This window comes from Candidatus Palauibacter soopunensis (assembly GCF_947581735.1).
In the GTDB taxonomy this organism is placed as follows: Bacteria; Gemmatimonadota; Gemmatimonadetes; order Palauibacterales; family Palauibacteraceae; genus Palauibacter; species Palauibacter soopunensis.
Genome location: NZ_CANPVT010000024.1, coordinates 34,578 through 46,534, shown reverse-complemented (window position 1 = coordinate 46,534; position 11,957 = coordinate 34,578). Strand labels below are relative to the sequence as shown.

The 11,957-nt window shown below is 70.8% G+C and carries 10 protein-coding genes; all 10 read left to right on the top strand.

What is annotated here, in order from left to right:
- Positions 1-67: 67 nt before the first annotated feature.
- The 10 genes from RN901_RS07390 to ftsA are packed head-to-tail and all read left to right on the top strand — an operon-like array spanning position 68 to position 11,953.
- Entirely contained in the window at positions 68-1,462 is a 1,395-nt protein-coding gene (locus RN901_RS07390) for a UDP-N-acetylmuramoyl-L-alanyl-D-glutamate--2,6-diaminopimelate ligase (protein ID WP_310757514.1), read from the top strand.
- Positions 1,459-2,856: a UDP-N-acetylmuramoyl-tripeptide--D-alanyl-D-alanine ligase gene (murF, locus tag RN901_RS07385; RefSeq protein ID WP_310757511.1), complete on the top strand. Its 1,398-nt coding sequence runs from the start codon at positions 1,459-1,461 to the stop codon at positions 2,854-2,856. Before RN901_RS07390 ends, murF begins: the two co-directional genes overlap by 4 nt.
- Positions 2,856-3,962 (top strand): phospho-N-acetylmuramoyl-pentapeptide-transferase, encoded by a 1,107-nt coding sequence (gene mraY / locus RN901_RS07380; RefSeq protein WP_310757508.1) that lies wholly within the window; start codon positions 2,856-2,858, stop codon positions 3,960-3,962. The genes murF and mraY overlap by 1 nt, the downstream gene beginning before the upstream one ends.
- Positions 3,962-5,371, top strand: coding sequence for a UDP-N-acetylmuramoyl-L-alanine--D-glutamate ligase (gene murD / locus RN901_RS07375; RefSeq protein WP_310757506.1), 1,410 nt, complete (start codon positions 3,962-3,964; stop codon positions 5,369-5,371). The genes mraY and murD overlap by 1 nt, the downstream gene beginning before the upstream one ends.
- A complete protein-coding gene (locus RN901_RS07370) occupies positions 5,368-6,522 on the top strand; it encodes a putative peptidoglycan glycosyltransferase FtsW (RefSeq protein ID WP_310757504.1) in 1,155 nt (384 codons plus the stop codon). Before murD ends, RN901_RS07370 begins: the two co-directional genes overlap by 4 nt.
- 3 nt (positions 6,523-6,525) lie before the next feature.
- On the top strand, positions 6,526-7,677 hold the full coding sequence (locus RN901_RS07365; RefSeq protein WP_310757502.1) for a UDP-N-acetylglucosamine--N-acetylmuramyl-(pentapeptide) pyrophosphoryl-undecaprenol N-acetylglucosamine transferase: 1,152 nt from the start codon (positions 6,526-6,528) through the stop codon (positions 7,675-7,677).
- Positions 7,674-9,092: a UDP-N-acetylmuramate--L-alanine ligase gene (gene murC / locus RN901_RS07360; RefSeq protein WP_310757501.1), complete on the top strand. Its 1,419-nt coding sequence runs from the start codon at positions 7,674-7,676 to the stop codon at positions 9,090-9,092. The genes RN901_RS07365 and murC overlap by 4 nt, the downstream gene beginning before the upstream one ends.
- Positions 9,076-9,969, top strand: coding sequence for an FAD-binding protein (locus RN901_RS07355; RefSeq protein WP_310757499.1), 894 nt, complete (start codon positions 9,076-9,078; stop codon positions 9,967-9,969). The genes murC and RN901_RS07355 overlap by 17 nt, the downstream gene beginning before the upstream one ends.
- Positions 9,966-10,730 (top strand): FtsQ-type POTRA domain-containing protein, encoded by a 765-nt coding sequence (locus RN901_RS07350; RefSeq protein WP_310757497.1) that lies wholly within the window; start codon positions 9,966-9,968, stop codon positions 10,728-10,730. The genes RN901_RS07355 and RN901_RS07350 overlap by 4 nt, the downstream gene beginning before the upstream one ends.
- A complete protein-coding gene (gene ftsA, locus RN901_RS07345) occupies positions 10,727-11,953 on the top strand; it encodes a cell division protein FtsA (RefSeq protein WP_310757495.1) in 1,227 nt (408 codons plus the stop codon). Before RN901_RS07350 ends, ftsA begins: the two co-directional genes overlap by 4 nt.
- Positions 11,954-11,957 lie beyond the last annotated feature (4 nt).

Here is an 11,957-nt window from a genome sequence, read left to right as displayed (position 1 = left end):
GCGCAGGCTTGACGAGGCGGGCCTCGAACCACGGTGGAGAGGCGTTCCTCCCGCGGAGTTCCCCGCGTTGCGTTCGGACTCCCGCCTGGTCGGCGCCGGCGACCTCTTCTGCGCGATTCCGGGGACGCGTGTCGATGGCCACGCCTTCCTGGACGCGGTCAAGCGTGCGGGGGCCGGCGCCGCCGTAGTCGAGCGCGTCGCGCGTATCGACCTCCCGCAACTGGCCGTCCGCGACGCTCGGGCGGCCGTATCTCATCTCGCCGCGCTCTTCGCCGGCGACCCCGGCGAGGCGCTCCGCCTCGTCGGCATCACGGGAACCAACGGAAAGTCGACGACCGCCTGGCTCACGCGCTGGATCCTGGACGACATGGGACCTGCCGCGGCATTGGGCACCCTGGGCACCGTATCCACCGACGGTGAAGTCGGGGACCCGGGGCTGACGACCCCCGATCCGATCGACCTGGCCCTCGAACTCGCCGCGTTGCGGGCGAGTGGCGCCGAGGCGGCGGTCCTCGAGGTTTCGTCGCACGCGCTCGACCAGCGCCGCGCGGATGGCTTCTCCTTCGATGCCGTGGGCTTCACGAGCTTCAGCCGCGAACACCTCGAATATCATCCGGATATCGAGGCGTATCGGGAGGCCAAGCTGCGCCTGCTCGAGCTGCTGGTGCCGGGTGGCGTCTGCGCGGTGAACGACGATGAGCCCGCGTGGAAGGAGATCGCGCCGGCGAACGCCACGACGCTCCGCTACGGCTTCGAGTCGACCGCCGATCTGTGGCCGGATGAACTCGACCTCTACGCGGGGGGCGCGCGCTTCACGTTGCGGGCGCCCGGCGAGGCAGCCGCCGTGTCGCTGCCGCTTCCCGCCGATTTCAACGTGCGGAACGCCCTCGCGGCCGCCGCCGTCGCGTGGGGCTTCGGCATGCCGCTCGAACGGATCGCTGCCCGGCTCTCCGCGGCGCCGTCCGTGCCGGGGCGCATGGAAGTGTTGTCGCGAGAGCCGGTCTTCGTCGTCCGCGATTTCGCGCACAACCCGGATTCGTGCGAGCGGGCGCTCTCCTCGTTGCGGGCGATCGTGCCGGGTCGGGTCATCGCTCTCCTCGGCTGTGGCGGCGACCGGGACCCCGGCAAGCGGCCGCAGATGGGGAGCATCCTCGCCCGCCTGGCGGATGTCGCGATCGTCACGAGCGACAATCCCCGGTCGGAGGACCCGTCGGAGATCTGCCGTCAGATGGTCGTCGGGCTCCCGCCGGACAGCTACGAGATCGTCGTCGACCGACGGGAGGCGATTGCGCGGGGACTCGCCGAGGCCGGCCCGGCCGATGCGGTCGCGCTCCTCGGCAAGGGACACGAGACGGTCCAGGTCATCGGCGAAGAGCGACTGCCCTTCGACGAGCGTCGGATCGTGGAGGATCTCCTCCCGGTACGTCCCGGCACATCCGGGCTACCCGGAGAAACGGCGTGACGGCGGCCACGCAGGCTCCGCCGTTGCGCTCGGGCTGGATTCGGGCGGCGCTCCGCCTGGACGCCGGCGGCGCCGCGAGCCCCCGCGACGCCGGAGAGCGGGCGTACACCGGCGTATCCTGCGATTCGAGGACGCTGAAGCCCGGCGAGTTGTTCGTCGCGCTCACGGGGGCACGGCACGATGCGGCCGACTTCCTGCCCCAGGCGGCGTCCCGGGGCGCGCCGGGCGCGATCGTTCGTGCCGGACGGGAAGATCCCGCGCTGGGGCTGGAGTACTTTGCCGTCGCCGACCCTCTGAGGGCGCTCGGCGATCTCGCCGCACGCGCCCGTCGCGAATCCGGCGCCGCCGTCGTGGCGATCACGGGCAGTTCGGGCAAGACGACCGTGAAGGAGATGATCGCCTGCGCCCTCTCCGAATCCCGCCGCGTGTACCGCACGGAAGGGAACTACAACAGCCAGGTGGGGCTCCCGCTCACGATCCTGCGCGCCCCTCCCGACGCGGACGCCTGGGTTCTGGAAGTGGGGGCGAGCGAGCCCGGTGAGATCGCCCGACTGGCGGAGATCGCCTGGCCCGACCACGTCGTCATCACGACCGTCGGCGCCGCGCACCTCGAGTGTTTCGGGGATGTGGACGGCGTGCTGCGGGAAAAGATGGGGCTGGCGCACGGCGCCTCGGGCCGCGGCGTGCTCGTCGTGGGAGAGGAACCCGCCATCCTCGCGGACGCCGCCCGGGCCCACCGGCCCGACGCGATCGTGGCCGGCTTCGGACCGGAGGCCGACTTCGCACCCGAGGCGTACACGGTCGAAGCGGACCGGATCGAGTTCCGCCGCGGCGGCGCTCGCGTCGCGCTCGGCGTGGGCGGCGAGCATCACCTGCGGGACGCGCTGATCGCGGCGGCGCTGGCGGAGTCGCTGGAGGTGCCGTGCGACGCGGTCGCCCGAGGGCTGTCGCGCTACGAACCACTCGGCCTGCGCGGTGCGTTGCGCCGCATCGGGCGCCTGACGGTGCTGGCCGACTGCTACAACGCCAACCCGGATTCGTTTCGCGCGGCGATCGCCCAGACTCGCGATCTGCTCCCGGGCCGCCGCCGCGCCGTGTTCGCGGGCTCGATGCTCGAACTCGGCCCCCAGGAGACCAGGGCGCACCGCGAGATCGGCGACGAGATGCGGGCCGCGGGGTTCGACGTCATCGCGGCCACAGGCCTCTTCTGCGACGCGCCATTCGACGGCGTGCACGGTTCTGCCCTGATCCGGGCGGAGGATCCCGAAGCGGCCGTGCGACCGTTCGCGGACGCGCTGGAAGGAGATGAGGTCGTGCTCGTGAAGGGTTCGCGCGGCGTCCGGCTCGAGCGGGTCATCGACGAACTGGAAGCCCGTTTCGGAGGGGGCGCCTGATGCTCTACCACTTCCTCTTCCCGCTCGCGGACCAGCACATCCTGTTCAACGTGTTCCAGTACATCTCGTTCCGCGCGGCCGGCGCCATGGTGACCGCCCTTCTCACCGCGTTCATCATCGGACCGGGAGTGATTCGCAGACTCCGGAAGCACGGGATCGGACAGGTCGTGCGGGCCGAGGGGCCGGCCGCGCACCTCGCGAAGGCGGGTACCCCGACCATGGGCGGCATCATCATCCTCGCCGCCTGTCTCCTGCCCACGCTTCTCTGGGCACGCCTGGACAACACCTACGTGTGGGTCGCCCTCGTCGTCACCGCCTGGATGGGCGCGATCGGCTTCATGGACGACTACCTGAAGATCGTGCGCCGCCATTCGCGGGGCCTGATCGCGCGGTACAAGTTCATCTGGCAGTTCGTGCTGGGCCTGGTGCTCGGCGGGTTCCTTCTCTGGCAGCCCCTGTCCTCCTACGGGGCGACGCAGACGATGCTCCCGTTCTTCAAGGATCTGACCGTCGTCCTCACCCCGGCGATCTTCCCGCTGTTCGTCGCCATCGTCGTGGCGGGAAGCGCGAACACGGTGAACCTGACGGATGGCCTCGACGGGCTGGCCACGGGACTCGCCGCGATTGCCGCCCTCACGTTCGGCGCCTTCGCCTACGCGATCGGCCGGGTGGACACGTCGGCCTATCTCGGCGTCCTGTACCTGAACGGGGCCGGGGAGCTGTCGGTGTTCTGCGCCGCGCTGGCGGGGGCGGCGATCGGCTTCCTCTGGTTCAACGCTCATCCGGCGCAGGTCTTCATGGGCGACACGGGTTCCCTCGCGCTCGGAGGCGCGATCGGCGCCGTCGCCGTGCTCCTGAAGTCCGAATTCCTCCTCGTCATCGTCGGGGGCGTGTTCGTCCTCGAAGGGCTGTCCGTGATCTTCCAGACCGGATGGTTCAAGTTCAGCCGCCGTCGGTGGGGGGAGGGCCGCCGGCTCCTGCGCATGGCCCCGCTGCATCACCACTTCGAGAAACTCGGCTGGCCCGAGACGCAGGTCGTCACGCGGTTCTATATCGTCGGCGTCATCTGCGCGCTCGTCGGCCTCGCGACGCTCAAGATCCGCTGATGGCGGACGACCGTCGCCCTCCGCTCTTCGGGCCCGGCGAGCCCGTGGCCGTTCTCGGACTCGGAGTGTCGGGAACCGCCGCGGCGCGCCTCCTGCACGCGCTCGGAGCGGACGTATATGCGAGCGACGCCTTCGAGGGTCCCCGGCAGCGCGAGGCCGTGGAAGCCCTCACCGCGGAGGGCATCGACGCGGAAGTGGGACAGCACGACGTGGAGAGAATCCTCAACGCCGACCTCGTCGTCACCAGTCCGGGAATATCGCCGACCGCCGAAATCCGGCGGACGGTGGCGGACGCGGGGGTGCCCACCGTGGCCGAAATCGAGGTCGCCTACCGCCACCTCCGCTCAAGGGTCATCGGCATCACGGGCACGAACGGCAAGACGACGACGACCGCGCTCTGCGGGCACCTGCTGCAGCAGGCCGGCGTGGACGCGCTCACCGCGGGGAACATCGGCCGTCCCCTCTCCGAGATTCCGTTGATGAAACAGCAGCCGGACTGGCTCGTGGTCGAGCTGAGTTCCTTCCAGCTCGCCGATCTCCAGGCGTTCAGGCCCGAGATCGGCCTGCTCGTGAACCTCGCCGCGGACCACCTCGACTGGTATTCGAGCATCGAGCGCTACTACGAGGACAAGGCGCGCCTGTTCGCGAACGCCGACGAGGACAGCCGCTGGGTCCTGAACGGGGATGACGACGATGTGCTCGCCATGGCGGAACCGGCCGCCGGGCGCCGCTACATCGCCTCGATCGAGCCGCACGAGGAACCCGGAGCGTGGCTGGACGAAGCCGGGAGACTGGTCCAGCGTCTCGAGGCAGGGGGGGCGCCGCAGCCGTGGATCGCGGCCGGCGAACTGCAACTCGTCGGCGTCCACAATGTCATGAACGCGCTCATGGCGGGTCTTGGAGCGGCGCTCGCCGGTTGCGAGGCCGCGGCGATCGGAGCCGGACTCGCTTCCTTCCAGGGACTTCCCCATCGCCTCCAGAGGGTGGGCGAGTTCGAGGACGTCCTGTGGATCAACGATTCCAAGGGAACGAACGTCTCCGCGACCCGCGTCGCGCTCAACGCGTTCGACCGGCCCCTCGTGGCGCTCCTCGGAGGCCGGCACAAGGGCGAGTCGTACCGGTCGCTCGCGCCCGCGCTGCGCGAGAACGCACGGGCCCTGATCGCGTTCGGAGAAGCCGCGCCGCAGATCGTCCGGGAACTGGGCGACGTGGCGCCGATCGAGGTCGCCGGCGGAGTCCCGCAGCTCGTGCGCCGTGCTCGCGCAGCCGCCCATCCCGGCGATGTCGTCCTCTTCTCTCCGGCCTGCTCGAGCTACGACATGTTCCCGGACTACCGGAAGCGGGGCCGGACATTCGAACGGTGCGTCCGCGAATCGTACGAAGGCCCGGACTCGGAGCGGGCGACGTGACGGATCACGCCATCTCACGGGAACTCCCGCGCGTGCAGGAGTTCGCCGGCTCGCCGGCGTGGGTGCGGAATGCGCTCATCGGGATCACGCTCGTCCTCGTCGTGTTCGGGCTCCTCTCCGTCTATTCCGCGAGCTCCTTCGCGGCGCAGCAGAGCGGACTGCCGGGGAACCACGTCCTCATGGGCCAGCTGGCTCGCGCCGCCGTCGGTTTCGTGGCGCTGATCGTGGCCGCCTTCATCGACTATCGCACCTACCGGCGGTTCGCGTGGCCGATCCTCGGGGCGGTAGCCGCCCTCCTCGTCGTCATGATCCTCCCGTTCACGACGGACATCGCGCCTGTCCGGAACGGATCCCGCCGCTGGCTGATGCTCGGGCCCGCGACCTTCCAGCCCTCGGAACTGGCCAAGGTCGCGGTCGTCTTCTGGACGGCCGCGCTCGCCGTTCGCAAGCAACGGAACTTCGGCAGCTTCCTGAGCGGAGTGCTCCCGTTCCTCCTCGTCCTGAGCCCCCTCCTCGTCCTCATCGCGGCGGAGCCGCACCTCTCGGCGACGCTGATCACGGCTGCGCTGGCCGCGACCGTGCTCTTCGCCGCCGGGATGCGCATCCGGCACTTCCTCCTCCTCGCGCTGCCCATCGGCGCGGGGGTGTGGTGGCTCGTGCGCTCGAACAGCTACCAGCTCACACGGATCCTCGCGTTTCTCAATCCGGAGGCGGACACCTCGGGCGCCGGCTACCAGTTGCAGCAGGCGCAGATTGCGATCGGCTCGGGCGGGATCCTCGGCGCGGGCTACGGCGAAAGCACACAGAAGCTTCACTACCTGCCCGAAGCGCAGAACGACTTCATCTATCCGATTATCGCGGAGGAATGGGGATTCGTGGGCGCGGTCACGATGCTCGTCCTTTTCCTTGCGTGGACGCACCTCGGATTCCGGATCGCGAAGTCCGCCCCGGACCTGTTCGGGCGCCTGATTGCGATCGGGCTTACGGCGATCGTCGCCATCGGAGCGTTCGGACACATCGGGATCACGATGGGGCTGCTGCCCACGACGGGGGTGAGCCTCCCCTTCATCAGTTCCGGCGGCACGGGGCTCGTCATCGCGCTCGGCGTCACGGGCATCCTGATCAACGTGGCTTCACGGCGGAGATGCTGACGCATGGCGTCGCCTCGTATCCTGCTCGCGGGAGGCGGCACGGGCGGCCACCTGTACCCCGCCCTGAACCTGGCGGCGGCCTTCGGTCGGCTGGCCCCCGACGTCGAATGCGTGTTCCTGGGCGGACGGCGGGGGTTGGAGGCCCGCGTGCTGCCTGACGCCGGGTACGAGTTCCGGCTCCTGCCGCTCCAACCGCTGTACCGGCAGCGGCCGTGGCGAAACTGGCGTCTGTTCGCGTCGGCTCCGACCGTCCTCGCCGGCGTGCGGCGTGCGTTCCGGGATTTTGATCCGCGGCTCGTCGTGGGCACGGGGGGATACGTGGCGGGGCCCGCGCTTGCGGGAGCCCGCCTGCACGGAGTTCCCACGGCGATTCAGGAGCAGAACGCGGCTCCCGGGCTCGTGACGCGCCTGTTCGCGCCGGGCGTCGATCAGATCCACCTCGGATACCCCGAGGCCGAGGACCGGCTCCGGGTCGGGGGGCGCACGCGCCTGAGCGCGCTGGGGAACCCGGTCGCCCCCTCGCTGGACGGCGCGACGGACGCCGGCAGTTCCGGCGGCTCGGCTGCAGCCCGCTTCGATTGGCCCGCGGGCCGCAACCTCCTCGTCTTCGGCGGAAGCCAGGGCGCGCTCGGCCTCAACCGGGCCTTTCTGCGGGATCTGGAATGGGCGGCGCGGGACGCCTCCGCGTGGCCGGACGGCGTCTCGGTCGTGTGGATCGCCGGACCCGCGCACGCGGCCGAACTCTCCGCGCGCACGTCGGAGCTTCCCTTCGCGGACCGGGTGCGCGTCGTCTCCTACATCGACGACCTGGGCCGACAACTGGACAGGGTGACGCTTGCGCTGTGCCGGGCGGGCGCGATGTCGCTGGCCGAATTGTGCGCCGCGGGCCGACCGGCCGTGCTCGTGCCGCTTCCGACCTCGGCCGGGGGGCACCAGCTGACGAACGCGCGGGCGCTGGCGGCGGCGGGCGCCGCGGAAGTTCGCGAGGAGGAGGGACTCGAGGCCGGCGAGCTGTGGTCGCTGTGTCGCGATATCCTCACCGACGACGCGCGCCTGACCCGGATGTCGGCGGCCGCCGCGAGCCGTGGCCGGCCGCATGCGGCCCTCGACATCGCCCGCGAGATGCTCACGCTCATGGGCCGGCGCGCCGCATGAGCGGGGTGGCGGCGGGGGCGCCCCGCACGGCGGGGACCGCGGACCTCCCGGCGCCGGGGGCACACGTCCATCTGATGGGGATTGGCGGCGCCGGCATGCGCGGACTCGCCCTTCTCCTCGACCGGGCGGGCTACGTCGTGAGCGGGTGCGACCGCGCCCCGGCGGATGCCCTCGGCGACCTAGCCGCGAACGAGATCCGGGTCGAGCGGGAGCACGCCCCCGCCCACTTGTCGGGGACCGATCTGCTGGTTCGAAGTTCGGCCGTGCCGGCAGACCAGCCGGAGGTCGTCGGGGCGGAGGTCGCCGGCATTCCGGTGATGCGCAGGGCCCGGGCGCTCGGCGCCCTCCTCAACGGGCAGGCGATGGTCGGGGTTGCGGGGACGCACGGGAAGACGACGATCACCGCGATGGCCGGACACGCGGCGGCCGCGGCCGGGCTCGATCCCCTCGTCCTCGTCGGCGGCCGGGTCGACGCGTGGAACGGGTTCACACGGCTGGGAGATGGTCCCGCCATCGTGGAAGCCGACGAGTTCGACCGCTCCTTCCTCGAACTTCATCCCACTCTCGCCGTGATCAGCTCGCTCGAGCCTGAACATCTCGACACCTACGGAAGCTGGGAGCGTCTCCGTGCCGCGTTCGTCGAGTTCGCCCGGCGGACGCGGCGCGCCGAAGGTCTTATCTACTGCCACGATGACGAGGGCGCCCGCCGACTCGCGGAGGCGTGCGGGTTCTCCGACGGGGAGCACGGTTTCGGGTACGGCTTCGGGGACGGAGCCTGGTGCCGGCTCGAAGCGGCGGGCCGGCGCGGGCTGCGCCTTTCCTGGCCGGACGGAACGGTTGATCTCACGCTCCGCGTGCCGGGGCGCCACAACCAGCTCAATGCCGCGGCGGCCTTCCTCGCCACGTTCCGGCTCGGCGGCGATCCGCGGGCGGCGGCGCGCGGGCTCAGCGAGTTCCGCGGCGTGGCGCGCCGACTCGAGATGATCGCGGCGTGGCCCGACCTCACGGTCTTCGACGACTACGCGCACCATCCGACCGAGGTCGCGGCGTCGCTTGCCGCCCTGCGGGAGGCGTATCCCGACGCCCGGCTGACGGTGGTCTTTCAGCCGCATCTGTTCACCCGGACGCGCGACTTTGCGGACGCGTTCACCCGCGCCCTGATGACCGCGGACGAAGCGCGCGTGCTTCCCATCTATCCCGCGCGTGAAGCGCCGCTTCCGGGCGTCACGTCGGAGTTGATCATCGACGGGGCCGGCGCGACCGCGGCGTCGATCGACCGGAAGGGCGCGCTGGACCTCGTTTCGCCGAAGGCCGGCGCCGGAGAAGCGGTGCTCGTCTTCATGGGCGCCGGCGATGTCACCGACCTCGCGCAGGCGGCGGTCCAGCGGCGGACGGGCGATGCGGTGGGAACGTGACGTCCCGCTCGCGCCCCTGGTCCGCTACCGGATCGGCGGGCCGGCCGCGCGGCTCGCGCGACCGCGGTCGATCGCGGAACTGGACGCCGCGCTGCGTGAAACGTCGGGCCGCGGCTGCCGCGTGCTGGGGACCGGTGCGAACCTCCTCATCGGGGACGGCGGGGTGGCGGAGCCCGTCCTCGTTCTCGAGGGCGATTTCGGGACCGTCCGGGTCGGAGCGACCGCCATCGAAGCCGGGGCCGGCGCCCGGCTGCCCGCTCTCGCGCAGGCCGCGCGCCGCCACGGACGGTCCGGATTCCATTTCCTGGAGGCCGTCCCCGGCACCCTCGGCGGAGGCTTGCGGATGAACGCCGGATCGCGAGACGAGGGGCTGTGGGATCGGGTCGAGTGGGCGGAAGCCGTGACGCCGGAAGGCGAACTCGTGCGGGTCCGGCCCGAGGAGGCGCAGCCCGAGTACCGTCATGTGAGCGTCCCGGCCGACTGGGTGTTCGTGCGCGCGCGCCTCGACGCGACGCCGGCCGAGGCGGACGCCGTCCGCGAGGCACACCTGAGTTTCCGCGAGCGAAAGGTCCGGGATCAGGTGTACGACCTGCCCTCGGTCGGATCGACGTGGAAGAACCCGGGTCCGCCGCATCCCCCGGCCTGGAAGATCGTCGACCAGGTGGAAATGAGAGGGGTTCGGGCGGGGGGCGCCCAGGTCCACGAACGGCACGCGAACTTCATCGTCAACCTCGGTGGCGCCCGCGCGGCCGACGTCATCGGACTCATGACGGAAACTCGCCGCCGCGCGCTGGCGCGTCTCCGCGTGGCACTCGAGCCGGAGATCCACCTGTGGGGGTTCGATCCCGCGCAACTCGCCCGGGTGGGGGCCGCATGATCAGGCGCGGGACGTCACGCTCGAGGCGCATCACGCGCCGCGGACGCCGCAGGCTCCTCCTCGCCCTGATGGTCGCCTCGATCGGTCTTTCCGTCCCCATCTGGGTGCCGCGCCTCCTCGCGACGCTGCCCGCGTTTCAGATATCGGAACTTCGCGTGACCGGGACCGATCACATCCCGCCCGACGAGATCAGGACGCTCGCCGTCACGCCGGACGCGTCCGTGTGGGACGATCCCGCGACATGGGAGGAGCGCGTCCGCACCCATCCCATGGTTCGCGAGGCCACCGCCCGCCGAGAGGGCTTCCGCACCTTCGAAATCGCCGTCGTGGAGCGACGCGCGGTCGCGCTCGTGGCGACGCCCGAACTGCGTCCCGTGAGCGGGGATGGCTACGTGCTGCCGCTCGAACCCTCCTCCGTGTCGCTCGACCTGCCGATCGTCCGGGGCCCGGTCGAGATGGAGAACGGTTTCGTGACGGACCCGGGAGTGCGGGAACTCATCTTCGCGCTGGCGCGCATGGATCGGACGCGGAGCGACTTCATGTCACTCGTCTCCGAGGTCGGGCCCGCGGCGGAGGGGGGATACCGTTTCCTGCTCCTGCCGGGCGCCGGGGCGGAGGTCGTGCTTCTGCCCCGCGATCAGCCCCTGTGCGCCCTCGACCGGGTGTCGATCGCGCTCGGGCAGATCGAAGACCGGCGCGTCGCACGTGCGGACGCGCGTTTCAGAGGCCAAGTTGTACTGACGCGCGTGGAGGAGCGATGATTCAGGGGGCGGGCATTGTCGGGGTGGATGTGGGGTCGACCAAAACCTGTGCGGTCGTCGCCGCGGTGCATCCGGGCCGCCAGCCCACCGATCCGCTCGAGATTCTCGGCCTGGGGGTCACGCGTTCCGAGGGCATGAACGGCCCGAACGTAGGGGATATCGAGGCGGCGACCCGGGCCGTTCGCACGGCCGTCAGACAGGCGGAAGCCACGGCCGGCCGCGAAGTCGAAGCCGCCTACGTGAGCGTGCCGAGCGGAAGTGTCCGGACGTCCCGATCGAAGGGTCTGCTTCAGGTCTCCGGCTCGGAGATCACGCCCGCCGACGTCAAGCGCGTGCAGGAGGTGGGCCGGGCCGTTCCGATCCCGCCCGGCCACGAGTTGATGCACGCCCTGTCCCAGCGGTACACCGTCGACCATCGTGACGGGATCCGGGATCCGGTCGGCATGGCCGGAACCCGTCTCGAGGCGGACCTCTGCATCGTGACGGCGGATGTGGCGATCTGCCACGACATCTCGAAGATCGTCGACCGCGCGGGGTACCGTCCGGACGAGCTGGTCATGGCGCCGCTTGCCACGGCGCTCGCCGTGCTTGAGGATGCCGAGCGCGAGGCCGGCGTGGCCCTGGTCGAGATAGGGGGCGCGACGACCGATGTGCTCGTGTACGGCGGACACAGCATCCTTCACGCGGCGACGCTGCCGTGGGGCGGATCGATCGTGACACGGGATATCGCTCGCGGCCTGGGCGTTCACGAAGACGAGGCCGCGCAACTCAAGGAGCGACACGGCGGAGCGCTGCGCGACCGAGCCGATTCGCAGGAGCTGCTCGACGTCTCGGGGGCTCGGCACGGGCGCGCTCGACGTGTGTCACGCGAGTTGCTGCTGCACATTATCGAACAACGGCTGGACGAAATCCTTGGACTGGTGTACGAGGAACTGGAGACGAGCGGAACGCTGCGCGAACTTGAGGCGGGAATCGTGTTGAGTGGCGGCGGGGTTTCGCTCGCGCACACGGAAGACCTCGCGCGTTCGGTCTTCAACCTGTCTGTTCGCACCGGTATTCCTTCACTCGGCCTCGGGGGCATGGCGGAGGGCGTCGCGCGCCCCTCTTACAGCACCGCCGCGGGATTGGCGCTGTACGGCGCATCGCGGGCCTCGGCCGGGGGGTTGGTGGGAGCGACCCGCGCCTTCGCAAGAGTCGGCGGGTGGCTACGGGAGTTTTTCTGATGGG

Excerpts from the sequence above, each read along its gene's own strand:
- mraY (WP_310757508.1), top strand. The coding sequence starts at position 2,856 with ATGCTCTACCACTTCCTCTTCCCGCTCGCGGACCAGCACATCCTGTTC.
- murD (WP_310757506.1), top strand. The coding sequence starts at position 3,962 with ATGGCGGACGACCGTCGCCCTCCGCTCTTCGGGCCCGGCGAGCCCGTG.
- RN901_RS07365 (WP_310757502.1), top strand. The coding sequence starts at position 6,526 with ATGGCGTCGCCTCGTATCCTGCTCGCGGGAGGCGGCACGGGCGGCCAC.
- murC (WP_310757501.1), top strand. The coding sequence starts at position 7,674 with ATGAGCGGGGTGGCGGCGGGGGCGCCCCGCACGGCGGGGACCGCGGAC.
- RN901_RS07355 (WP_310757499.1), top strand. The coding sequence starts at position 9,076 with ATGCGGTGGGAACGTGACGTCCCGCTCGCGCCCCTGGTCCGCTACCGG.
- RN901_RS07350 (WP_310757497.1), top strand. The coding sequence starts at position 9,966 with ATGATCAGGCGCGGGACGTCACGCTCGAGGCGCATCACGCGCCGCGGA.
- ftsA (WP_310757495.1), top strand. The coding sequence starts at position 10,727 with ATGATTCAGGGGGCGGGCATTGTCGGGGTGGATGTGGGGTCGACCAAA.